This window comes from Brevibacillus sp. NPDC058079 (genome assembly GCF_042885155.1).
Taxonomy (GTDB): Bacteria; Bacillota; Bacilli; order Brevibacillales; family Brevibacillaceae; genus Brevibacillus.
Genome location: NZ_JBHVSO010000001.1, coordinates 512,164 through 534,839 on the forward strand (window position 1 = coordinate 512,164; position 22,676 = coordinate 534,839).

Below are 22,676 nucleotides of genomic sequence, written 5' to 3' on the forward strand. Positions count from 1 at the left end.
CTCGTAAAAGGAGGAGTATGCATGGAAAAAGGCTTGACCGTTCGCAAGATTGTCATTGCAGGGGTTCTGGGCGCGATAGCGATATTGCTCGGGGTGACACGTCTCGGCTACATTCCGGTTCCGACAGCAGCGGGCAATGCCACTATTATGCACATCCCGGCTGTTATCGGGGGCATAATGGAGGGCTGGGGCGTTGGTATGATCATTGGCCTTATATTTGGAGTCTCTTCTTTCTTAAATGCCACCGTTCCGCTTTTTAAAGACCCTCTTGTCGCCATCCTGCCACGTTTGTTCATCGGTGTGACTGCTTACTTGACCTATGTTGGTTTGAAAAACGTCAATCAGTACTTGGCGATAGGTGCCGCTGGCTTTATTGGGGCGATGACAAACACGATCCTGGTATTGGGCATGGCCGTTATTCGAGGATACATGACGCTCGGTGTAGCGACAACAGTTGCAATCACGAACGGCTTGCCAGAAGCAATTGTTTCGGTCATTGTTACATTGGCTGTCGTTGCAGCTTGGAAGAAATTAGGATCAGCGGGCAGGCAAAAATCTAAAATTTCAGGAGACTTATAATGACCGGAACGATAGTTGACGTACCCGGAGTTCTCGTCGGGCATGTACAAAACGAAGAAACATTTACAGGATGCAGTGTGATTATGCTGGAAAAGCCATCTGTCTGCGGCGTGGATGTCCGGGGTTCTGCCCCGGGCACCCGCGAGACGGACCTCTTGGGCCCAGTCAATCTGGTGAGTGTCGTCCATGCAATTTGTCTTTCGGGTGGCAGTGCATACGGTTTAGATGCTGCAACAGGTGTCATGCAGTATTTGGAGGAACAAGGCATCGGACTGGATGTTGGCTATGGCGTCGTTCCTATCGTTCCAGCAGCAGTCTTGTTCGACCTGGCTGTAGGCGACTATCGGGTTCGTCCGGATCGTCAAATGGGCTATGAGGCAGCACAGGCAGCAAGCCGTGAGACAATAGCACACGGAAACGTCGGTGCTGGTACAGGTGCTTCAGTTGGAAAGCTGAATGGATTTGGGAACGCGATGAAGAGCGGGTTGGGCACAGCTTCCGTGATATTACCCAATGGACTCGTCATAGGCGCGATCGTCGCTGTAAATGCGGTCGGTCATGTCGTAGATCCGCAGTCAGGGACGATCATAGCCGGGCCGAGAGATGAACAGGGAACCATTCGGGATAGCATGGAGATAATGCGCCAGCAAGCTTTTGCTCCGATCCCTCCAGGTACGAACACGACAATTGCCGTAGTCGCGAGCAATGCCCGCTTGTCCAAAGCAGAAGCAAACAAAGTAGCGCAAATGGCTCACGACGGGCTTGCCCGTACGATCCGTCCGATACACACCATGTACGATGGCGATACGATCTTTGCAGTAGCAACAGGCGAAGTAGAGACAAGTGTAGACTTGGTGGGCGCGTTGTCCGCAGATGTGCTGGCAGAAGCCGTCATCCAAGCGGTTAAGCACGCAGAGGAAGCAGGGGGACTGCCATCTTATCGCAGTTACTTCCAGGAATAGGTGTAACATAATTGGATGCAGAGGAGAGGATTGGCGGATGAAGCAGGTGATATCCTTTGTTGACGAGCAGGAAGTTGTGCGCCTAACGCAGGAGCTAGTTAGAATTCCGAGTGTGTTTCGCCCCGATCAGGCAGGAGCGAATGAAGAGCGGGTCGCGCTGTTTGTCGCCGATTATCTTCGCAATATGGGTTTGCAGGTCTTCTATGAAGAGGTTGTTTCAGGCAGACCGAATGTCATCGCTTTTTACGATTCGGGCAGGCCTGGCAAAACGCTTTTGTTCGAAGCCCATACGGATGTCGTAACAGAAGGGGACCGGGATGCTTGGAGCTACGACCCTTTTGGCGGGACAATATCTGGTGGACGTATCTACGGGCGTGGCTCCTGTGACACAAAAGGAAATCTGGCAGCCGCGATATGTGCCGTCAAAGCTATCCAACGATCCAAACAGTCTTTTACAGGCAAAATCCTCCTGTGCATCCCTTGCGATGAGGAGAGCATGATGATCGGGATCAAAGATTTCATCCGTCGCGGTTGGGCCAACAACGTCGATGCGGCGATCATCTGCGAACCAGAAGAAAATCAGCTCTGCATCACGCAAAAAGGAGCCATGAGAGCCATCCTTCGTACATTTGGCAAGATGGCGCATGGTGCCATGCCACTGACGGGAATCAATCCGAACACACGTATGGCACGCGCAATAGTCGCGTTAGAGGAGCTGGAACGCAAGGAAATGGCGCGTCTGGGAGAGCATCCGATGTTGGGATGGCCGAGTATCACTCCGACGATTTTGCAGGCACCGGTCAAAGGAGATGCCCAAATCAACGTCGTACCCGATCAATGCATGACCACACTTGATATTCGCACGGTCCCCGGGCAGGACCACCAGGAGTTGTACAAAGAAATCAGTGCCATATTAGAAGGATTAAGCAAAGAAGATGACAAGTTCAAAGCTTCCTTGGAACTCATCGAAGAGCGTCCTTGGACCTTAACTGGCATGAAGGAAGAAGTCGTGACTTCTGTTGCGAGCGCCTATCGGGAAATCACGAAAAAAGAACCCGTATATAACGGTGTCCCAGGTGCGACAGATGGAACCTTCCTGCACAAAGCCGGCATTCCGATTTTGACGACAGGCGCAGGCGATCGCCACATCCCTCATCATGCTGATGAGTACGTAGCGATTGACCAATTGGTAGAATCCACCCAGCTTTTTGCCTTATCTGCATTGACGTTTTTGACGCAGCCAGTGCGAGCCTAATCACCTACAAAAGAACTCTGCTTACGCTAGCGGCAGAGTCTTTTTCTTCTCGTAAAAGAAGTTTTCTTAGTAAAAACTTGCAGAATCCATCTAAATTTTTTTACAATAGGTTTGTTACATAAGCAAAAAGGAGGCACGTGCCCATGAATATGCGCTGGAATTTGAACGTCTTGTATTCCTCGTTTGATGCGCCCGAATGGAAACAAGATTGGGAGAAGTTAGTACGTGAAATGGAAGAGATCAAAGGCTGGGCAGTTCAAAACTTGCAATCTTCAGAAGATGCAGTAGCGAAGATGGAGACATACATAACGATGATGACCTCCGTTCTGCAAACGCAGTTCCGCTTGTACGCCTACGGAGAGCTGACTGCAAGCGTCGATGCCAAGAATGAAGCAGCATTGCTCGCGATTGAAAAAGTACAGAATCAGGCAGTTGAGTTGGTTGAACCAGGCGTGCAGTTCCAAAAGTGGCTAGGAACGTTGAGCAACCTAGACGAGTTGATTAGCCAATCGGATCTGTTAGAGACACATCGCTTTATGTTGACAGAAATGTCAGACAAGAGCAAATACATGCTGAGCGAAAAAGAAGAAATCGTCCTGGCAAAAATGAAAAATACAGGGTCAAATGCATGGACAAAGCTCCATGAAATGCTGACGTCCACATTACTGGTAGACATCACAGTCGATGGCGAGCACAAACAGCTTCCATTGCCTGTGGTGCGGAACATGGCGAATGAAAAAGATCCGCAGCTGCGCAAAACGGCCTACGAGGCGGAACTTGCCGCTTACAAAAAAATCGATCAAGCTGCTGCTGCCAGCTTGAATGGAATTAAGGGCGAGGTTATTACCGTAGCGAAGCTCAGAGGCTATGAATCGCCGCTGGATAAGACGTTGCAAGACTCCCGCATGGACCGCGAGACGCTCGAAGCGATGCTTCAGGCGATGCGTGAGAGCCTGCCATCCTTCCATCAATACTTCCGTACAAAGGCGAAGCTGCTCGGTCATGAGAGCGCTCAGTTGCCGTTTTATGATTTGTTTGCGCCAGTGGGTGAGGCAGACATGCGCTTCTCGTATGAAGAATCCCGCGACTTCATCGTGAAGCACTTTGGTAGCTTTAGCGAAAAACTCGCCAACTATGCAGCACGAGCTTATGACGATCAGTGGATTGATGCTGAGATTCGTGAAGGCAAGCGTGGGGGGGCATTCTGCTACAACCTGCACATCGTAGGGGAGAGCAGAATTATGTCCAACTACACAGGCAGCTACAGCGATGTGAGCACAATGGCACATGAATTGGGACATGGCTATCACGGAGAATGTCTCGTAAACGAAGCATTCTTGAATAGCGAATACCCGATGCCAATCGCCGAAACCGCGTCCATTTTGTGTGAAACCATCATTGCCAATGCAGCGCTTGAACAAGCGACCTCCGAGGAAGCATTTGCGATTTTGGAAAATGATATTAGCGGAGCAAGTCAGGTGATCGTCGATATTTATAGCCGTTACTTGTTCGAGACTGCTGTATTTGAGCGCAGAACAGAAGGTGCCTTGTCTGTTTCCACTCTGAACGAACTGATGCTGCAAGCACAAAAGGACGCTTACGGAGATGGTTTGGATTCGGCAGCTCTACACCCGTACATGTGGGTATGCAAACCGCACTATTATAGCGCGGATTACAATTTCTACAACTTCCCGTATGCTTTTGGGCTCTTGTTCGCGAAAGGCTTGTACGCAGAGTATCTCAAGCGCGGGGAAGCTTTTGTTGAGCAGTACGACAAGCTCTTATCTGTTACAGGCAAAATGAGCGTTGCGGATGTAGCAGCCATCATGGATGTTGATGTACGCTCAGTCGATTTCTGGCGGAATTCACTCTCTTTGGTTGCAAAAGATATCGAGAAATTCGTTGAGCTCGCGTCTGCACGCCTGAACTAAATAGGAAGAACGTCCGCTATGTCATTAGCGGACGTTTTTTATTCATAATGCAAAACGTTTTTGTGCGCATAGGGAACAGAGGGGAAGGAGAAAGTAAGAAAAAACAGATGAGGTGATTACGTGGTAAACGGATTGCAGTTACTCGACCTATTGCGGGAAACGGAGAACAAGATGCTGCATTTACATAGAGCCATCGACAGAGTAAGCAGCGAGCCGGATTTCAAGGAGTCTGTCAGTGTTCTTACCGTAGTCGTTCGTGATTATCAGCTTCAGCTCGACAAAATGAAGCAAGCGTTGGGCAAAATCGAAATCGGAGGGCAACAACAACAGCAGCAGCAGGCCCATAATACCGAAATACATTAAACACAGAAAAACAAACAGCCCTCGAACTGCTGCAAAGGCAGATAGGGCTGTTTGTTTGCTTTTATGTGTAGGAAAGCCTACTGGAAATTAGCGTAACGCTTCACTCCGTAAAACGGGTAGAGCTTATGCATGTATTCGACTTTGCCATAGCGAACATCTTCGCCATTCGCATGAACGATTGCCCCATTACCCAGATAGATCGCTACGTGGGACACGCGTCCTTTTCCAAGCGCATCGTAGAACAAGAGGTCACCAGGCTGTGCTTGATCCAGTGATACTTCTTGGCCGCCACGGAATTGATCTTCAGAAGTGCGCGGAAGTGTAACCCCAAGCTGTTCAAAAACGTATGAAGTAAAGCCACTACAATCAAAGCCATTCGGAGTAGTTCCACCTAAGACGTATGGTGTATTGAGCAATGGCTCAAAAATTTCCTTCATACGGCCCAGATCTTCTGCATTTACCTCGGCAGGCAGCGAAACGGTAGAAGTGAGATTTGGACTTAAGAACTCTGTAGCAACATATGCTTCACGATCTTCGAATTCAATTTTCGTCCATTCACTACCTGTTTCTACAACTTCTACAACGGAACCGATTCTTAGCTTGCCTAACACTTTTGCGTCAGTCGAAGGCTTTTTACGCACATTCAGCACGTCACCAGTGACGCGGGCCTTTTCACCGGCGGTTAGTTCTTTAGACTCAGTGGTAGCGTTATCATTCTGATCGACAGCTACATCGGAAGGAATGTCAGTCGCAATGGAGCCAGAAGTGTTTGCACCATGAATAGACAAAGTTTGTCCAATTGACAATCTATCATCATTCAGTTGGTTCCATTGGATGATTTGATCCACCGATACTTGATGCTCGCGAGCGATCTTGCTCAGCGTATCACCTGCTGATACCACATATGCCGATGAGGATGCATGGGCAGCAGTAGGCAGCAGAGTGAAGAGGGCGAGGAAGGTGAGTAGCCTCGAAGTCTTTTTCATGTCATCGTCTCCACCAATCTACTAAAATCTGCATATCTATCTAAAATTCTATCGGATTTTCGTTGGTAAATCTATGAAAAAAATAATCTTTCACTATTTTTTCAAAAACTATTGCATTAGGAGATAGAATCGTGCTATATTAAAAAAGTCGCCGCAAGATGGAGACAAAAACTACATGGAGCTGTGGTGAAGTTGGAGTTCACGCCGGTCTGTCACACCGGAGGTCGCGGGTTCGAGTCCCGTCAGCTCCGCCATTCTATCTTTAGAATGTGCGAATTACATAGTTTCTCGTAATGTGCCGGTATAGCTCAATTGGTAGAGCACCTGACTTGTAATCAGGGGGTTGTGGGTTCAAGTCCTATTGCCGGCACCATTTTTATGCGGTCGTGGCGGAATTGGCAGACGCGCTAGATTCAGGTTCTAGTGGTGGCAACACCGTGGAGGTTCAAGTCCTCTCGACCGCACCATATGGTAAACAATAGGTTCGTAAATTGGCTGATGAAGCTAATTACGAGCCTTTTTATTTTTTCTTGAATGTTGAATCCTCCTCCATTTTCCATTACAATCACATTGTGATAATGAATCTCATTTTCATCATCGCTTTTGATGATTCATAAACAAACAAGCAAGACAATGGAGGGGTAGTTGTGGAAGAACAGTTGGAACTGTTTGATGTAACCATTATTGGCGGTGGCCCTGCGGGGATGTACGCTGCCTTTTATAGCGGAATGCGCGATATGAAGACGAAACTCATAGAAGCGAAAGAAGAGCTCGGTGGACGAATGTTGATCTATCCAGAAAAAATGATCTGGGATGTTGGCGGTGTACCACCACAACTATGTGAAAAGTTGGTTGCTAATCTGGTGGAGCAAGCGAAGACATTTGATCCCACCATCGTGCTGGGCGAGGCGATCATTGGACTGGAGCCACAAGAAGACGGCACGTACATACTCGTTGCAAAATCGGGGAGACGGCATTGGACCCGCACGATCATATTGGCTTTGGGCCGGGGTATTTTGAAAATGGCGAAGCTGGAGATCGAAGGAGCCGAGCGCTACGAGGTGACAAATCTTCATTATACAGTGCAGGAACTGGAGCCATTCCGTGGTAAGCACGTCCTCATCTCAGGGGGCGGGGACTCCGCGGTCGATTGGGCAAACGAACTGGTGCAAATCGCAGAGTCTGTAACTGTCGTGCATCGCCGTGATGTATTTGGTGGACATGAGCGGAATGTGAAGCGCATGAAAGAGTCATCTGCGATCGTTCGCACTCCATATGCGGTCACGCAATTGCAAAGCTCAGACAAAGAAACGATCGATAAAGTGACGATACGTCATCTGGAGACGGACGAGACGGAGCAAATCGATGTAGACGCCATCATCGTCAATCACGGATTGAAGGCCGATTTCACAGGGATTAAAGAGTGGGGCTTGGATATGGATGAGTGGAACGTGTTTGTTAGTCCTCGTCTGGTAACGAATATGCCAGGGATTTTTGCGGCAGGCGATTTTGCGAGCTTTGACAGCAAGATTACGCTGATCGCGGGAGCATTCACCGATGCTGCTGTGGCCGTAAACAGTGCCAAATTACACATAGACCCGGTAGCAGATCGGATGGCCTATGTTTCTTCCCATAACCAGCGTTTTAAAGAAAAGAACAAAGCCCTCGGGGTTATCGATGAGGATGACGAGTAGAACCTGATGTAGGACAAAAAGCCCAACATTTGCAGGTTGATTGTCGCTTTTCCCATACGGTACATTGTTAGAGGCAACGTGTAATAACAATGACCGTCAATATAAATAGGGAACTTCGCGTCAGTAAACCGATCAACAAATGTGGGAGAGGAAGTAGAAATGAAAAAAGTTCGGCATTGGCCGATCAGTATGGCGACAGTGGTCCTCGTGTTCTCGCTCGGTATGAACTACGCGCCTGAGCGTGCAATGGCGTTACAAGTGGATCCGTTATCTCCTGCTCTCGAGTTGCAGGAAAAGCTACAGGAAAAGTATGTGGAGAAGATGGACCTCAAGGAAGAGGAGGTTCTCGGCTTTTACTACTCATCGATGAAAGACAGCACAGATGCGCGTAAACATAACATCAGGCAAGCATTGAGCAAGCTTCATAATGAAAAAATCAAGCCGCAACAGGTGTTTTCTTTCAATGAAATAGTGGGAAACTCGAATTTGCCGGAGGATGGCTGGCAAAAGGCTGGGGTTATTCAGAAAGGTCAACTCGTCGATGACTATGGAGGCGGGATTTGTCAAGTTTCTAGCACGCTTTACAATGCAGCTGCTGAAGCGGGGATGATCATGATGGAACGGCATAACCACAGCAAATCAGTGGGATACGTGCCAATGGGTCAAGATGCCACAGTAGCGTATGGCTATAAGGATTTTAAATTTACCAACTTGTATGATTTTCCTGTGAAAATCAAAGCAAAATCATACGATGACGAACATGTTGTGATTGCGATCATACGTGCGTAGCTTAGAAGGAATAAAGGGGGCATCCTATGGATGAACCCTGTTTTTTTCGGTATTTTGTCAGGAAAAAAATGGATGGTCATTTAGTTTTGAGTCATGCATTCCTGACCATACTGTTTTAGAGGGAGGTGCCGTGATGTTCGTTCAGGTGACAGGTGATTCACACAATCAAGAGGTTCTCGTCATGGGAGAACGGTTAGATCGCCAGCAGGATGGTTACTATCTTTTGCCTGGGAGGCTTGTTCACGCATTGAAGCCACATGATTTGCCGGTAGGAATCCCATTCAAGCTCTCAGGTGCGCTGCCCTCTGGCTACGGGTTTTATCGGGAGGACTCTGTTATTTTTCGGCGGACGAATGATACTCCCTCCCTGTGGATTGATGTTACTTCTACATATATGGTTGCTGAATGGGATGGTTTGTTCTCGGTAGAAGCGACGGTTGAAGCCCGAAAGCATGTCGTGGAACAACAACAGCAGTTTGCGTTTGTCCTCTCCGAAGCGACAGAGCAGCAAGTGATTTTCCATTACGAATTTTCCTGGAGCACTGAGCAAGAGATGGACCTGGAGAGTGCGTTGGAATCCATTTGTGATACCGTGATTGAAGTAGAAGCAAGAGGGAATGCCCGTCTTTGGCCTGGCTATCGTAACTGCATGGAAGAAGGCGAACAAGACAAGCTGTAATACGCCGTACAGCCATGATATAGTGAAAAAAAGAGACAGCCACCAAAGGAGAGGACAAAATGGAGTCAGTCAAAAATATTTACTGTATCGGTCGCAACTATCGATTGCATGCTGCGGAGTTGGGGAACGATGTGCCAACCAAGCCAATGATCTTTGATAAACCAACACATGCGCTTGCAATGGCAAATGGCGAGGCCATTGAGCTTCCGGCATCGCGTGGAGAGCTCCATTATGAGGCAGAGCTTGTGATTCACTTAGCGAGACCGTATGAGGTTGGAGCTACACTTGACGATATGATTGACAAAATAGCACTCGGGATCGACTTTACTTTGCGGGATGTTCAAAGTGAACTGAAGAAAGCGGGGCATCCATGGCTGTTGGCAAAAGGGTTTAAAAATTCAGCAATTTTGACGTCTTTTCATCCTTTTCCTGGTATCCATGAGCTGAACCAAACCGATTTCTCCTTGCTGAAAAATGGAGAGCAAGTGCAACGCGGCAATCTCCGTGATCTGATTTTTGATTTGGAAACCATTATGGCCTATATTTCCGAATATCTAGGCCTGGATCAAGGGGATATCATTTACACGGGGACGCCAGCGGGGGTAGGACCTGTTGCGGATGGAGATGTCCTCACTCTCAACTGGGGAGAAGAGACCTGGGGGCAGTTTACGGCGAAAATGAAATAGGTACGAGTGGAGAACCATCTTCTGACAGAAACATGCAGAAGATGGTTTTTGTTTGGAGTTCGGGCCATCAATATAGCCGTTTTTTGCGACGAAAATCACCTTTGATACCGTTTTGTAACTTTTATGGTTCCATGGAACTAAGAGGTAGCAACCACCTACGTTACACCGTGTTTTCAGACTAGTCCCATGCTACCAATTCCATCATTGGAAAATTTTACGGTCTTATCCTCCTGTTTCCTCCTGCGCTATTCTGTCCATGTACCCAAGACGGGTGCCACAACATGACAAGGAGGAAAAGAAAGTGACGAAACGAGATTGGGTAATGAAGTCAACAGTAGCAGTCATGCTGAGTACGTCCCTGTTAATGGGTGGTCAAGCTGGAGTAGTGGCCGCTAAGACACAAGATTCAAAACAGTCAGAGGTTGCAAATATTGCTACTTCTTTGATCGGGAAGGATTACGAGTACAAAGCAAAGGGACCGAAGCAATTCGGATCAGCGGAGCTGGCTACGTATGCGTACAAACAAGTAGGGATTTCCATCGGGAGCACAATCTCTAGCCTGTACAAGACTGGGACGAAAGTATCCGAAAAAAGCGTGGCGCCAGGAGATTTGGTGTTCTTCGCCTCTAGCGGAAGCGGCAGCCCAACTTTTATGGGAATATACATAGGCAGTGATCAATTCGTTTATTCTTCGAAAGGGGAAGACGAGGTAGTTGTAAAAAAATATTCGAAGTACAGTGACAAATTTGTAGGGGCTCGTCGTGTTATTGATTCCTCGGGGAATACGCCTAGCAAGCCAGAACAGCCTGTAAGCAAAACTGCCGATCAGGTCATTAAAAATGGTGAAAAGTATATGGGCACAAAATACAAATACGGCTCAAGCAGCAGTACGACCAATACATTCGACTGCTCTTCCTTTACACAGCGCGTGTTTAAAGAAGCGGGCATTACATTGCCGCGCGATTCCCGCCAGCAATCTACTGTGGGGAAATCTGTTTCCAAGAGCAATCTGCAAAAAGGTGATCTGATCTTCATGAAGGCATCGGTAACCAGTTCTTCTGATCGGATTACACACGTAGCTATTTATGCAGGGGATGGGAAAATCCTGCACACTTACGGTAGTCCTGGTGTGACTTATTCCAAGTACGATGGAACGAATTGGGAAAAGCGCACAGTTCAAATCAAGCGCGTCATTTAAGCATCAAATCCATTTCAGCTCTCGTGCATTCGCATGGGAGCTTTTGTACTATATATGACGCTTGTTCTCACAGATCGTTTCGCGTCAATTTCTGCCAATATGGCAAAGGGAATCATGCCGTTCTCCGTTCGCTGAAAATGAACAACAAGAAATATGTTGTAATATTTAGAATTATACATATAATAAAAACTGAGAGGTGATTCAGGTGTCAGAAAATAGTCTGCCTACCCCTGTTTTAACCAAGAAAGGACAGGAAACCCGCAAAAAAATACTGGATGCCGCAGAGCATGTGTTTGGTGAGCTGGGCTATTATGATGCGTCCATCGTCTTGATCACACAGCATGCACAGGTATCTCAAGGAACGTTTTACAATTATTTCGAGTCGAAGAAAGCGATTTATGATGAATTGATCAGGCAGCTGAGCAGAGAGCTTCGTTCGACGATCAAAGAAGCGATCATGGCAGCAACCACGCAAGAAGAGAATCTGCGCCTAGGATTTCTGGCCTTTTTTCGTTGGATCAAACATCATCGCAACATGTACAGCATTATTCAACAGGCTGCGCTCGTCGACCAGGAGCTGTATCGCTGGTATTACGCCAAACTGGCAGCGGGGTACGTACGAAGTCTGAAGAACGCCATGAACGAAGGTGCGTTTCGAGAGATGGATCATGAGACGCTGGCTTATTGTCTCATGTCGATCGGACAATTCATCGGGATGCGTTGGGTTTACTGGGAAAATGAAGACGTACCGGAAGAGGTGTTAGAAACAGCTATGTCGATGATTATGAAAGGGATTGCTGCCAAGCCGTAACCGATCCATTTTATAGGCAAAGGAGTAGAGTTCATGAACGGAATTGCTTATTGGATTGAAAAGCGAGCCCGAATCACTCCGACGCGGATCGCAGTGATTGCCAACGATCAATCACTTACGTATCAGCAAATGAATGAACAGATCCAACGTCTTGCCAACTATTTACGACATGAGCTACAGGTCAAAAAGGGGGACAGGATCGGCATTTTGTCCCAAAATAGTTTGGAGTATGTGCTTCTGTTGTTTGCCATCGCCAAACTCGGTGCGATTGCCGTCCCCTTTAATATCCGTTTGACCCCTGCCGAATTAGACTATCAGTTTGAGGATAGTGGTATCCGCGTGTTATTTGCCCAGCCCGAGTTTGGTGCCACCATTGAATTGATTAAGGCGAAAGCCAGTGTTGCGCACATGATATGGCTGGAACCGGGAGAACTCCCGTGGAGCCAGGATGGCCCGAATGAGTCATCCCAGCACAGTAGGACCGAGGCAGATGACGGCAGTGGAGATGATCCATACATCATTTGCTATACATCAGGAACGACAGGAAAGCCCAAGGGAGCAGTGCTCACCCAAGAAAATATGTTTTGGAACGCCGTACACAATGTAGCCGCGCTTGATCTCACCTCAGAAGACTGCTCGATCGTATTATTGCCACTCTTCCATATCGGGGGAATCGGACTGTTTGCCTTCCCTACATGGCTTGCTGGCGGACGCGTCGTTGTCGCCGGGAAGTTCGACGCTGATAAAGCGATTCAATTAATTGAAACACACCGAGTCACCATCGTTATGGGTGTGCCTGCCATCCATGAAGCCATTCGTCAATGTCCCTTATTTGCTACCACATCATTCGATTCCGTCCGTTGGTTTTACAACGGCGGCGCTCCATGCCCCATGGAACTCATCCAGCATTTTCAGGAGCGAGGCCTCCCTTTTGGACAAGGATACGGCCTGACAGAAACATCCCCCACCGTGTTTATGATTGCGAAGGAAGATGCAAAAAGAAAAGCTGGCTCAATCGGCAAGCCCGTTATGTTTTGTGAAGTCCGCCTGATCTCGGATGACGGAAAAGACGTAGGGCAGGGCGAAATCGGAGAACTGCTCGTCAAAGGTCCGAATGTGATGAAGGAATACTGGAACAGACCAGAAGAAACAGCCAAGACCATCCGGGATGGGTGGCTATACACAGGGGATTTGGCATGTTTTGATGAAGAAGGGTTCGCCTATATCGTAGGCAGGCGCAAAGACATGATTATCTCAGGCGGGGAGAACATTTATCCGCTAGAGCTGGAACAGGTCATCGGCGAGCTAGATGACGTTCAGGAAGCCGCAGTCGTCGGTGTACCCGATGAAAAATGGGGAGAGGTCGCGAAGGCGTTTATCGTGGCCAAATCAGGTGTCGTCATCACCGAAGCACACATCAGAGCGCACTGTGAGCAAAGACTGGCGAAGTATAAAATCCCGAAGTCATTCGTGTTTTTAACCGAGCTGCCACGCAATGCAACCGGGAAAATCATCAAACAAGCATTGACCAGATTGAAAAGCGATTCCATTACGCAATGAGGTGATTCGCATGGCGAGATTTGCAATAGGGGAGCAAGCATCTTTTAGCAGAACGATTACGGAAACAGATATCGTCCTATTTGCGGGAATGAGTGGGGATTACAATCCAGTGCACATCGACCAACAGTACGCAAAAGACACGCGATTCGGCCAGCGTATCTCACATGGACTGTTGACGGCGAGCATGTTTTCCAGATTGCTCGGGATGCAGCTACCTGGCATCGGTTCCATTTACAAAGACCAGACCATTCAGTTTACGGCTCCGGTATTGATCGGAGATACGATCACTGCGACCGCCACCGTGCTGGAATATCAGGAAGAGCGGGGCATAATCCGATTGCTTACGGAATGCACGAATCAGCATGGAAAAGTAGTTCTGACTGGAACAGCGACGATGCTCGTACCGAAGGAAGGAGCGAAAGTATGAATCATTTTGCAGCGAATACGGTCCACGAGCAGACCATCGGAGTGGAAGCGACGTCTGTATTTTTTCCGGAGGGAGTAGAAACAGCTGAGCGATTGGCTGAAAAGACAGGAATCCCCACGCGAGTCATTATCGAAAAATTCGGTCTATACCAAAAGCATGTCGCAGATGACACCCTTCATGCATCAGACCTCGCTGTGCTCGCTGCCCAACAGCTGACCGACTCGGTGATCGATCCATCTGAGATTGACGTGATTATTTACTTCGGCAGTCCGCACAAAGATTACTATGTATGGTCCAGCGCACCGAAGATTACATACGAACTAAAAGCGACAAACGCATACGGTTTCGAGATGATGAACGTCAGCTCATGCTTTCCAATCGCCTTGAAGGTTGCCAAAGATATGCTGACGGCAGATGCATCCATTGAAAACATTTTGCTGGTTGCTGGCTGTAAAGAATCACAAATCGTCGATTACGACAATCCTCGCTCGCGCTTCATGTTTAATTTTGCAGATGGGGGGACAGCGGCTCTCGTAAAGCGTGGTGCTACAAAGAGCAGAATTCTCCACAGTTGTGTGATTACCGATGGTTCTTTTCACGATGATATAAGGGTTCCCGCAGGCGGCTCTAAGCAACAACCTAGTCATGAAACGGTGGAAAACAGACTCCACTACATCGATGTGCCGAATCCGAGCGATATGAAAGAACGACTTGATCCCATCTCGATACCGAACTTTGTCCATGTGGTAGAGCAGGCATTGGCAAAAAGCAATCGTTCCTTACGCGATTTGAAGCTGCTACTTCCTTTGCACACAAAGCGTTCGATGTTCTTAGAGCTGTTGGAACGATTGCAACTTAGCGAGGAGCAGGCCGTCTATCTCGATCATTATGGGCATTTGTCTGCACTTGATCCGTGTATTGGACTTCATGTCGCACAGCAAGAGGGACGTCTTGCCCCAGGGGATATTGTCGTAGCTGTCAGTGCTGGAACAGGATATACGTGGGCTGCAACTGTACTGGAATGGTTAGCCGAATCGCAATGAACATTTTGACTCTTAAGGAGGAACGGGTGTGAAAAAAAGAGGATGGAAAATGTTGCTCCCGCTAGCGATGTCTGTCGTGCTTGTTGTTGGTTGCAGCCAAAATGAAAGCGCTTCATCTGGTGGTGGTAATACGGTCAAGGTAGGCGTACTCGCTTCGCTCACGGGGCCATTGGAGAGCTACGGAAAGCAGACGGCGCGAGGTTTTGAGCTCGGACTCGATTATGCAACAGAGGGCAAGCGAGAGATCGCTGGCAAAAAGATCGAGTTCGTCGTGGAGGATACGGAGACGAAGCCGGATGTTGCCGTCCAAAAAGCGACGAAGCTCCTGGAGACCGACAAGGTAGATTTTCTCGTAGGCTCTTCGAGTTCAGGCGATACGCTGGCTGTCCTTCCCCTAGCAGAAGAGTACAAAAAAATCATGGTCGTAGAACCGGCTGTAGCAGATAGTATCACCGGGAAAAACTGGAACAAGTACATTTTCCGCACGGGTCGAAATTCTTCGCAGGACGCAGTTGCTGGCGCTGCGGCGATTGCTTCCAAAGGAACGAAGATCGCGACGATGGCTCAAGACAGCGCCTACGGTCGAGAAGGAATCGAAGCCTTTAAGACCGCGGCTGAAAAATTAGGGGCAGTCATTATCGAAGAACAATATGTGGACACGAACACGACTGATTTTACAGCCAACATCCAAAAAATCATTAGCGCCAAACCCGAATATGTTTTCATCACGTGGGCAGGCTCCAACTCCCCTTGGAAACAGCTTCAAGATATGCAGGTTCAGCAAAAAGGCATCAAGGTATCTACGGGAGCACCTGATATCGCTGCCTTGAAAACGATGGAGGCAATGATCGGAATGGAAGGTTTCTCGGTGTATTACCATTCGCTCCCGAAAACGAAAATGAACGACTGGCTCATCGATGAGCACAAAAAGCGTTTTAATGGCGAGATCCCAGATTTATTTACGGCAGGCGGGATGACGGCAGCCGTAGCGATTGTGGAAGCATTGAAAAAGACGAACGCCGATACAGATTCGGAGAAGCTGATTGCTGCGATGGAAGGCATGACCTTTGATACGCCGAAGGGCCAGATGCAGTTCCGGGCGGAGGACCATCAGGCACTGCAAACGTTGTACGCGATCAAGCTGGAGAAAAAAGACGGAGTCGATCATCCTGTGCCTGTACTCGTCCGGGAGATGACGATGGAAGAGACAGCACCACCTGTCAGGAACCAGAAGTAGAGGAGGTGTGTGATGAGTTACTTGTTGGAAACGGTTGACCTCAGCGTAGCATTCGGGGAGCAAACGGTCATAAACAAGGTATCGCTACGCATACCGAAGCAGCGATTTACTTCGATCATCGGACCGAATGGAGCCGGAAAGACGACGTTGTTTAACTTGTTGAGCGGGCAGCTTACTCCATCGCAAGGAACGATCCAGTACAAGGGGCAAGATATTACACACTTGCCCCCAGCAGCACGAACGAGATTGGGTATTGGTCGATCGTTTCAATTGACAAACTTATTTCCCAAGCTAACGGTGCGGGAAAATATTCGATTGGCAGTACAAGCAGCACAGGGAGTTCGGTTTCGTTTATGGATTTCCCAGGCAGATCAGATGCGACAGGCAGAGGAAGTTGAGCGATTGCTGCATCTGGTATTGCTCGAGAAAAAGGCGAATGTGCTTGCGAGCCTACTGGCGCACGGGGAGAAACGAAAGCTGGAGCTGGCCATGCTCCTTGGACTGCGTCCAGATGTTCTATTACTCGACGAACCGACGGCGGGGATTTCGTTGGAGGAAGTCCCAGCTGTATTGAAGGTGATCGAATCGATTAAGGAAAGCAATTCGTGCACGATCATCCTCATCGAACACAAGATGGACATGGTCAAATCACTCTCCGATCACATGGTCGTTCTGTTTCATGGAGAGCTATTGGCTGAGGGGACACCGGCCGACATGATGCGAAATGAACAGGTGCAGTCTGCCTACTTGGGAGGGTTGTATAAGCATGATGCTGCAACTTGATCAGATTGAAACGTACCTCGACCAGTTTCACATCTTGCAGGGTGTCTCGCTATCCGTGCAAGCCGGCAGTATTACTGTTTTGTTTGGTCGAAACGGAGCGGGAAAAACAACGACGCTTCGTTCCATCATGGGGCTTGCTCCGATCCGTCATGGCCAAATTCGCTATCTAGGAGAAGAAATCGGACATCTGCCGACCTATTCCATCGCGCGTAAGGGGATTGGCTATGTGCCCGAGAATCAAGGGATTTTTCATGATTTTACGGTAGAAGAGACATTCCGGCTCGCCATGCAAAAAAATGACGACGAACAAAAAGAAAAGCTCGCGTGGATGCTGGATCTATTCCCTGACCTGCGTCACTACTGGAAAAAGAAAAGTGGGCACTTAAGTGGAGGTCAAAAGCAAATGCTGGTCATTGCTCGAGCTTATGTGAACAGCAACGGACTCCTGTTAATTGACGAGCCGAGCAAGGGACTGGCGCCCATCATGGTTGAAAAGCTCATGTTCCACATCGAATCGATGAAGCAGAAAACGACCGTGCTTTTAGTCGAGCAAAACTTTATGATGGCGAGCATGATCGGCGAGCAGTACTACTTGATGGATGAAGGAAAAATTGTCCGCGGTGGCGCGATGCAGGAGTTGAAGGATGATGCAGATACGCGACAAAAATATTTGGGCATTGCCTGAGCGTATAACAGGGAGGGGGAGGATGAAATGGATGTCGCGATTAATTTGCTTGTAAATGGACTGGCGACAGGCATACTCATTTTCTTGCTCGCTTCCGGGCTCACGCTGATCTTTGGCTTAATGAGTGTGTTGAACTTTGCCCATGGTGGATTGTTTGCCTGGGGAGCCTTTGCTGGTGTATGGCTTTTCGGATTGACGGATAGCTTTCTTCTGGCCATTGTAGGTGCTGTCGTCATCGGGATGCTGCTCGGTTTCGTTTTAGAGCGCGTGCTGATCCGTCCCGTATACGGTGATCATATTCAGCAACTGCTCGTGACATTGGGCGGGATGCTTGTGATAAGTGAATTGCTCAAGGTGTTTTGGAGTCCCAATCCCATTCGGGCAGTATTACCGGATTATTTGCAAGGGAGCATCGAGCTTGGCGACATCATACTGATCACCTATCGCTTGTTTGTCATCGCAGTGGGAATCGTTGTGTACGTCGGGTTGCACCTGTTGTTAACCAAAACCAGACTAGGCTTGATCGTCCGAGCGGGTGTGATCGATAAGGAAATGGTGCAGGCACTCGGCATCAATATTAAACAAGTGTTTACATTCGTCTTTTTGCTGGGAGCAGGCATGGCTGCGCTCGGAGGAAGTCTGCTGGCACCGTATTCTGGGGTTATTTTTGCGGAAATGGGTATGCAGTATGCGATTCTGGCATTCATCGTCGTCATTGTTGGTGGGATGGGAAGCGTTCAAGGCTCTATGATTGCGGCGGTTTTAGTAGGGGTGCTTGGCTCGTTCATGGCTTACTTCGTTCCAGAGCTTTCACTGGCAGTGAACATGCTGCTAATGCTGGCAGTGCTGCTTATCAAACCATCCGGCCTGTTTGGAGCGAAGGGGTGATCATGCGTTGACTACATCTGGATTGTTGAACCATCGATTTATTGTGTTTGTCTTTCTAGCCTTGGCGGTTTTGCCGTTTCTTTCAGACTCGCGAAGCATGTACATCTTGTTCACCCAAATTTTTATCTTTGCGATTTTTGCGATGAGCTTTGATTTGTTGCTTGGCTATACGGGGATCGTCTCGTTCGGGCACTGTATGTTTTTCGGAATAGGTGCGTACTCCGTGTCTTTATTCCTGAAAAACTTTGACGCGACGATCAGTTATTTCTTGCTTGGCGTACTTGTTGCCATCGTGCTCTCCGGTATTCTCAGCTATTTGATCGGGATGCTGTCCTTGCGATTGAAAAGTCATTTTTATGCGATGCTGACCTTGGCGATTTCCCAGCTACTATTCGTATTGGCAGAAAAATGGCGATCGTTGACGATGGGTGGGGATGGCTTCACTTTCCCTGTGCCTGAGCTGTTTCGTGACCGTTTGTCCTTTTACTATGTATGCCTGATCCTAATGGTCATGCTGTTCGTCATCTTGCGAGCGTTTACGCACTCTCCACTCGGCAAGGTCTTGAAAGCCATCGGTCAAAATGAACAACGTGTGGAAGCGTTAGGCTATCAAATTCTTCATTATAAGGTAATCGTCAGCATTGTCGCTGGAGTGGTTGCTGCGATTAGTGGAGGCTTGTACGCAGTCATGCTACGCTTCGTGAACACCCAAGTGTTTTCGATTGAAACGACGCTAGATGCACTCTTGATGAGCATGATCGGTGGGCTGGGAACGCTATTTGGCTCCATTTGGGGGTCGGGAATCGTAGAGCTGGCGCATCACGGGCTGACTGAGTTGGCGAAGCTTCACCCGATATTCGAGAGATGGGTCATCTTCCTCGGTTTGCTCTATATTTTGGTCGTGCTCTGCTTTCCGAGCGGAATTGTCGGTAGCTTTCAAGAGTGGAGGGAAAAAAGAAAACAGCGTTCCGTTCAGGCAGCAACAATCTCGGAGCAAGTAGAGTGATAGGAATGAAAGAAGGGAGGTCAACCGATGCAAAAGGTTGGCCTTTTTTTGTCCCATTTTTGTCGAAAGAAAAAGGTGAGAATTATAGTGATGTCGAATTATTATTCATCAATCTTAGAAAAGGTGGAGATGTGCCTATGGAACTAAACATGCCAGTGAACTATAACTTCGCTGCCCAGGTGGACGAATGGGCAAAAAAACATCCGGAGAGACGAGCGGTTTGGGAGTTAGATGAACAAGGTCAGGAACATATCCTTTCGTACGGAAATTTGCGCCAATATTCAAACAAAATTGCGAATGGTTTAGGGTCCATTGGAATCGAGCATGGGGATCGGGTACTCGTCCTGGTTTCCCGAGGAACATTGGCTTATGGTCTCTATTTGGCACTGCTGAAGATGGGGGCAGTGATATTGCCAGGGTCTGAGATGCTGCGTTCCAAAGATATCGAGTACCGGATCAATCATGCAAAAGTCAAGGCTGTGGTCAGTTTCGGGGGAGCAATGAGTGAGGTTGATCTGACGAGAGGCAACTGTTCTACCTTGCAACACTACATCACGACGGGAGAAGAGAAAGAAGGCTGGATTTCGCTTGAAGGCTTGCTCCAGGGGCAGGACACAGAATTTGAGGTAGTAAACACGAAATCGGATGAGCTGGCCTTCCTGTCTTATACATCAGGTACAACTGGGGGACCAAAAGGGGTTATGCACGTTCACGGTTGGCCGTTTGCGCATTTGGCTGTGGCCGCTACGCAGTGGCTGGACGTTCGCGAAGGTGACGTGGTTTGGGCAACGGCTGGGCCTGGTTGGGCCAAGTGGATCTGGAGCCCGTTTGTCTCAACGTTAGGGCTGGGAGCGACCGCGTTTGTTTATAAAGGAAAGTTTTCTGCGGATAATTATTTGACGATTCTGCAAAATTATCCGGTTTCTGTCTTGTGTGCGACACCAACCGAGTACAGAATCATGGCAAAAGTAACGGATTTGGAACAATACAAGCTGTCCACCTTGCGCTCCGCATGTTCCGCCGGTGAACCACTCAATCGGGAAGTGATCGACACATTCCGCCGCGTGTTCCAGTTGACCGTGCGAGATGGATATGGACAGACAGAGAACACGTTGCTGGTGGGTACCTTTGTCGGCATGGAGCCAAGGCCAGGTTCAATGGGCAAGCCATCGCCAGTTGTGAGGAGCGCCATTATTGACGAAGAAGGAGCGGAGCTGCCAGTAGGCAAAGTGGGCGATATTGCCATTGATCGCCATATGGTAGCACTGTTCAAAGGCTATCTGGATGATCCCGAACGAACTGCCAGAGCGTTTCGCGGCGACTGGTACGTGACGGGTGACCAAGGTCGCATGGACGAAGATGGCTACATCTGGTTCGAAGGACGTTCGGACGACATTATCATCTCTGGCGGATATACGATTGGTCCATTTGAGGTCGAGGATGCGTTGGTGAAGCACGCGGCAGTAGCGGAATGTGCAGCGGTTGCCAGTCCAGATCCAGAGCGTGGGCATGTGGTAAAAGCCTTTGTCATCCTGAAAAAAGGGAATGAGCCATCCGAAGAGTTGATCGTGGAATTGCAAAATCATGTCAAGCAATTAACCGCTCCTTATAAATACCCGCGCAAAATTGAATTTGTACAGGAGCTGCCGAAGACGACCTCCGGTAAAATCAGACGGATCGAGCTGCGGCAGCAGGAGGTACAGCAAAATCAGCATTCGTGATAGTTTGTCTTACGAAATTGTAAGATTGCTGTAAGTGGATTCGATGGGACGAAATACGTGCATCCCCTACAATGTGAGTAGAAGCAAGGCAAGGGGGAATGCAGTATGAACCACCTTCCAATCCCATTAGGAAGAAACACCGACTTGTATGAAGCGGCGAGCATGCCTAAAAGCATCAAAAAACTTGGTGTTCGTTGGAAAAAACGACTGCGTATCTGTTTTCTCGTGATCATGATGGCAGCCATCTTGGCGCCGATCGTGCTTGCGTGGACAGGGAATATATGGATAGATGAAAAAAAGCTGGCTGCTATACAGCAATCCGACAGCTATGTAAAGCTGGACGAAATGCCTGATCATGTGTGGAAGGCGTTCGTTGCGATAGAGGATCATCGGTTTATGCAGCATCCAGGAGTAGATCCGATTGGATTGAGCCGAGCGATCTGGGTGGATATCAAGGAAGGTGCCTACGTGCAAGGCGGAAGTACGATTACCATGCAGTTGGCGCGGAACCTGTTTCTGACGAACGACAAAACGATGACCAGAAAAGTGAAGGAAATCGCGATCGCTTTGCAATTGGAACAGCGATACAGCAAAAAAGAACTGCTCGAAATGTACCTCAACGTCATTTATTTCGGGCACGGAAAATACGGGATTGGCAAGGCTGTTCCCTTTTACTTCGGAAAAAAAGCAACAGAAACTGGAGATCGAGCGGTAACACTGGGAGAAGCGGCAATGCTGGCTTCTTTACCGAAAGGACCAGAGCGTTACTCACCGGTAAAGAACTGGGACCGAGCCAAAGAACGGCAAGCGGTTGTGTTGAATCGGATGAACGAATTGGAAGTGATCGATCAGAGCGAGAGTACATTGGCAAAGAATGAGCAGATATCCGTTGTTCCTACTGCCAAACGCGCAGCTAATTAATCGAATGTGCTAGAATCCCCTGTCTGGATGGCAGGGGGTTTTTGCTATGGAACAGAACAAGCATGCAGAATGGTAAGCCACTTCCTGTGCACTCACCCATCCCAGCCCTTTTGCATAAAATACAGGGAGGAACTACAGGAAGGAGTCCAAAAACGTTATGAGTTCGTATCCTTTTCAGACACAAGCACAACCAGCGTCGAGTACCCCCTCTATGAATTCCTACATTGACCCTTATTTGTACCAGACGTTGCAAAGTGTCATACGGCGTGAAGTTGCCATTCAAACAACCCAAGGGAATGTCCGTGGAAACGTTGTCGATGTGCTACCTGACCATGTGGTACTACAGACGGGTGGTTCTACGTTTTTTGTACGCATACAACAGATCGTCTGGGTCATGCCGTTTTAAACTGGTATGAAACAACCCTTCGCCCACATAAAACAGTACAGGTAAGTGCAAAATGGGGGAGGGAAG

The 22,676-nt window shown here is 48.4% G+C and carries 23 protein-coding genes and 3 tRNA genes; 25 read left to right on the top strand and 1 reads right to left on the bottom strand.

What is annotated here, in order from left to right:
- Positions 1-21 precede the first annotated feature (21 nt).
- The 5 genes from ACFVS2_RS02680 (at position 22) to ACFVS2_RS02700 (ending at position 5,090) form a co-directional block, all read left to right on the top strand.
- Positions 22-579, top strand: a complete 558-nt coding sequence (locus ACFVS2_RS02680; protein WP_017248213.1) for an ECF transporter S component — start codon at positions 22-24, stop codon at positions 577-579.
- Positions 579-1,541, top strand: coding sequence for a P1 family peptidase (locus ACFVS2_RS02685; RefSeq protein WP_390230580.1), 963 nt, complete (start codon positions 579-581; stop codon positions 1,539-1,541). Before ACFVS2_RS02680 ends, ACFVS2_RS02685 begins: the two co-directional genes overlap by 1 nt.
- A gap of 37 nt (positions 1,542-1,578) precedes the next feature.
- A complete protein-coding gene (locus tag ACFVS2_RS02690; protein WP_390230582.1) occupies positions 1,579-2,796 on the top strand; it encodes a M20 family metallopeptidase in 1,218 nt (405 codons plus the stop codon).
- Between the two features lie 143 nt (positions 2,797-2,939).
- On the top strand, positions 2,940-4,727 hold the full coding sequence (locus ACFVS2_RS02695; protein WP_390230584.1) for a M3 family oligoendopeptidase: 1,788 nt from the start codon (positions 2,940-2,942) through the stop codon (positions 4,725-4,727).
- A gap of 120 nt (positions 4,728-4,847) precedes the next feature.
- Entirely contained in the window at positions 4,848-5,090 is a 243-nt protein-coding gene (locus ACFVS2_RS02700; protein WP_007722993.1) for a hypothetical protein, read from the top strand.
- A 77-nt stretch (positions 5,091-5,167) separates the two neighbouring features.
- Here the strand turns inward: ACFVS2_RS02700 and ACFVS2_RS02705 are convergent, their stop codons facing one another.
- Complete coding sequence (locus ACFVS2_RS02705; protein ID WP_390230587.1) at positions 5,168-6,076, bottom strand: C40 family peptidase; 909 nt, start codon at positions 6,074-6,076, stop codon at positions 5,168-5,170.
- A gap of 177 nt (positions 6,077-6,253) precedes the next feature.
- On the opposite strand from ACFVS2_RS02705, the gene ACFVS2_RS02710 reads away from it, so the two are divergent.
- The 20 genes from ACFVS2_RS02710 (at position 6,254) to ACFVS2_RS02805 (ending at position 22,610) form a co-directional block, all read left to right on the top strand.
- Positions 6,254-6,330: transfer RNA gene (locus ACFVS2_RS02710), tRNA-Asp, on the top strand.
- Between the two features lie 43 nt (positions 6,331-6,373).
- A tRNA-Thr gene (locus ACFVS2_RS02715) sits at positions 6,374-6,449 on the top strand.
- Positions 6,450-6,456: 7 nt separating this feature from the next.
- Positions 6,457-6,543, top strand: a tRNA-Leu gene (locus ACFVS2_RS02720).
- Positions 6,544-6,723: 180 nt separating this feature from the next.
- Complete coding sequence (locus ACFVS2_RS02725) at positions 6,724-7,770, top strand: NAD(P)/FAD-dependent oxidoreductase (RefSeq protein WP_390230590.1); 1,047 nt, start codon at positions 6,724-6,726, stop codon at positions 7,768-7,770.
- A gap of 159 nt (positions 7,771-7,929) precedes the next feature.
- On the top strand, positions 7,930-8,559 hold the full coding sequence (locus ACFVS2_RS02730) for a VanW family protein (RefSeq protein ID WP_390230593.1): 630 nt from the start codon (positions 7,930-7,932) through the stop codon (positions 8,557-8,559).
- A gap of 133 nt (positions 8,560-8,692) precedes the next feature.
- Positions 8,693-9,238, top strand: a complete 546-nt coding sequence (locus tag ACFVS2_RS02735; protein WP_390230596.1) for a hypothetical protein — start codon at positions 8,693-8,695, stop codon at positions 9,236-9,238.
- A gap of 59 nt (positions 9,239-9,297) precedes the next feature.
- Positions 9,298-9,924, top strand: a complete 627-nt coding sequence (locus ACFVS2_RS02740; RefSeq protein WP_390230600.1) for a fumarylacetoacetate hydrolase family protein — start codon at positions 9,298-9,300, stop codon at positions 9,922-9,924.
- 301 nt (positions 9,925-10,225) lie between these two features.
- Positions 10,226-11,122 (top strand): C40 family peptidase, encoded by an 897-nt coding sequence (locus ACFVS2_RS02745; protein WP_173617836.1) that lies wholly within the window; start codon positions 10,226-10,228, stop codon positions 11,120-11,122.
- A gap of 205 nt (positions 11,123-11,327) precedes the next feature.
- Positions 11,328-11,933 (top strand): TetR/AcrR family transcriptional regulator, encoded by a 606-nt coding sequence (locus tag ACFVS2_RS02750; protein ID WP_173617835.1) that lies wholly within the window; start codon positions 11,328-11,330, stop codon positions 11,931-11,933.
- 33 nt (positions 11,934-11,966) lie between these two features.
- A complete protein-coding gene (locus ACFVS2_RS02755) occupies positions 11,967-13,493 on the top strand; it encodes an o-succinylbenzoate--CoA ligase (protein WP_390230605.1) in 1,527 nt (508 codons plus the stop codon).
- A gap of 10 nt (positions 13,494-13,503) precedes the next feature.
- Complete coding sequence (locus ACFVS2_RS02760; protein ID WP_173617833.1) at positions 13,504-13,920, top strand: MaoC family dehydratase; 417 nt, start codon at positions 13,504-13,506, stop codon at positions 13,918-13,920.
- A complete protein-coding gene (locus tag ACFVS2_RS02765; protein ID WP_390230609.1) occupies positions 13,917-14,963 on the top strand; it encodes a 3-oxoacyl-ACP synthase in 1,047 nt (348 codons plus the stop codon). The genes ACFVS2_RS02760 and ACFVS2_RS02765 overlap by 4 nt, the downstream gene beginning before the upstream one ends.
- Before the next feature lie 67 nt (positions 14,964-15,030).
- Complete coding sequence (locus ACFVS2_RS02770; RefSeq protein ID WP_390232374.1) at positions 15,031-16,200, top strand: substrate-binding domain-containing protein; 1,170 nt, start codon at positions 15,031-15,033, stop codon at positions 16,198-16,200.
- 12 nt (positions 16,201-16,212) lie between these two features.
- A complete protein-coding gene (locus tag ACFVS2_RS02775) occupies positions 16,213-16,983 on the top strand; it encodes an ABC transporter ATP-binding protein (RefSeq protein ID WP_390230612.1) in 771 nt (256 codons plus the stop codon).
- Positions 16,967-17,668 (top strand): ABC transporter ATP-binding protein, encoded by a 702-nt coding sequence (locus ACFVS2_RS02780; RefSeq protein ID WP_390230615.1) that lies wholly within the window; start codon positions 16,967-16,969, stop codon positions 17,666-17,668. The genes ACFVS2_RS02775 and ACFVS2_RS02780 overlap by 17 nt, the downstream gene beginning before the upstream one ends.
- A gap of 27 nt (positions 17,669-17,695) precedes the next feature.
- A complete protein-coding gene (locus ACFVS2_RS02785) occupies positions 17,696-18,556 on the top strand; it encodes a branched-chain amino acid ABC transporter permease (protein WP_173617829.1) in 861 nt (286 codons plus the stop codon).
- 7 nt (positions 18,557-18,563) lie between these two features.
- On the top strand, positions 18,564-19,562 hold the full coding sequence (locus ACFVS2_RS02790) for a branched-chain amino acid ABC transporter permease (protein WP_390230619.1): 999 nt from the start codon (positions 18,564-18,566) through the stop codon (positions 19,560-19,562).
- Between the two features lie 137 nt (positions 19,563-19,699).
- Positions 19,700-21,283 carry an acetate--CoA ligase gene (locus tag ACFVS2_RS02795; protein WP_390230622.1) on the top strand — a complete coding sequence of 528 codons (1,584 nt, stop codon included), beginning with the start codon at positions 19,700-19,702 and terminating at the stop codon, positions 21,281-21,283.
- 105 nt (positions 21,284-21,388) lie between these two features.
- Positions 21,389-22,204, top strand: coding sequence for a transglycosylase domain-containing protein (locus ACFVS2_RS02800; protein ID WP_390230625.1), 816 nt, complete (start codon positions 21,389-21,391; stop codon positions 22,202-22,204).
- 157 nt (positions 22,205-22,361) lie between these two features.
- Entirely contained in the window at positions 22,362-22,610 is a 249-nt protein-coding gene (locus ACFVS2_RS02805; protein WP_390230628.1) for a YuzF family protein, read from the top strand.
- Positions 22,611-22,676 lie beyond the last annotated feature (66 nt).

What these genes read in the sequence shown, in the direction of transcription:
- ACFVS2_RS02680 (WP_017248213.1), top strand. Translation starts at nt 22, where the DNA reads ATGGAAAAAGGCTTGACCGTTCGCAAGATTGTCATTGCAGGGGTTCTG.
- ACFVS2_RS02685 (WP_390230580.1), top strand. Translation starts at nt 579, where the DNA reads ATGACCGGAACGATAGTTGACGTACCCGGAGTTCTCGTCGGGCATGTA.
- ACFVS2_RS02690 (WP_390230582.1), top strand. Translation starts at nt 1,579, where the DNA reads ATGAAGCAGGTGATATCCTTTGTTGACGAGCAGGAAGTTGTGCGCCTA.
- ACFVS2_RS02695 (WP_390230584.1), top strand. Translation starts at nt 2,940, where the DNA reads ATGAATATGCGCTGGAATTTGAACGTCTTGTATTCCTCGTTTGATGCG.
- ACFVS2_RS02705 (WP_390230587.1), bottom strand. Translation starts at nt 6,076, where the DNA reads ATGAAAAAGACTTCGAGGCTACTCACCTTCCTCGCCCTCTTCACTCTG.
- ACFVS2_RS02730 (WP_390230593.1), top strand. Translation starts at nt 7,930, where the DNA reads ATGAAAAAAGTTCGGCATTGGCCGATCAGTATGGCGACAGTGGTCCTC.
- ACFVS2_RS02735 (WP_390230596.1), top strand. Translation starts at nt 8,693, where the DNA reads ATGTTCGTTCAGGTGACAGGTGATTCACACAATCAAGAGGTTCTCGTC.
- ACFVS2_RS02740 (WP_390230600.1), top strand. Translation starts at nt 9,298, where the DNA reads ATGGAGTCAGTCAAAAATATTTACTGTATCGGTCGCAACTATCGATTG.
- ACFVS2_RS02755 (WP_390230605.1), top strand. Translation starts at nt 11,967, where the DNA reads ATGAACGGAATTGCTTATTGGATTGAAAAGCGAGCCCGAATCACTCCG.
- ACFVS2_RS02760 (WP_173617833.1), top strand. Translation starts at nt 13,504, where the DNA reads ATGGCGAGATTTGCAATAGGGGAGCAAGCATCTTTTAGCAGAACGATT.
- ACFVS2_RS02765 (WP_390230609.1), top strand. Translation starts at nt 13,917, where the DNA reads ATGAATCATTTTGCAGCGAATACGGTCCACGAGCAGACCATCGGAGTG.
- ACFVS2_RS02770 (WP_390232374.1), top strand. Translation starts at nt 15,031, where the DNA reads ATGTCTGTCGTGCTTGTTGTTGGTTGCAGCCAAAATGAAAGCGCTTCA.
- ACFVS2_RS02775 (WP_390230612.1), top strand. Translation starts at nt 16,213, where the DNA reads ATGAGTTACTTGTTGGAAACGGTTGACCTCAGCGTAGCATTCGGGGAG.
- ACFVS2_RS02780 (WP_390230615.1), top strand. Translation starts at nt 16,967, where the DNA reads ATGATGCTGCAACTTGATCAGATTGAAACGTACCTCGACCAGTTTCAC.
- ACFVS2_RS02785 (WP_173617829.1), top strand. Translation starts at nt 17,696, where the DNA reads ATGGATGTCGCGATTAATTTGCTTGTAAATGGACTGGCGACAGGCATA.
- ACFVS2_RS02795 (WP_390230622.1), top strand. Translation starts at nt 19,700, where the DNA reads ATGGAACTAAACATGCCAGTGAACTATAACTTCGCTGCCCAGGTGGAC.
- ACFVS2_RS02800 (WP_390230625.1), top strand. Translation starts at nt 21,389, where the DNA reads ATGAACCACCTTCCAATCCCATTAGGAAGAAACACCGACTTGTATGAA.
- ACFVS2_RS02805 (WP_390230628.1), top strand. Translation starts at nt 22,362, where the DNA reads ATGAGTTCGTATCCTTTTCAGACACAAGCACAACCAGCGTCGAGTACC.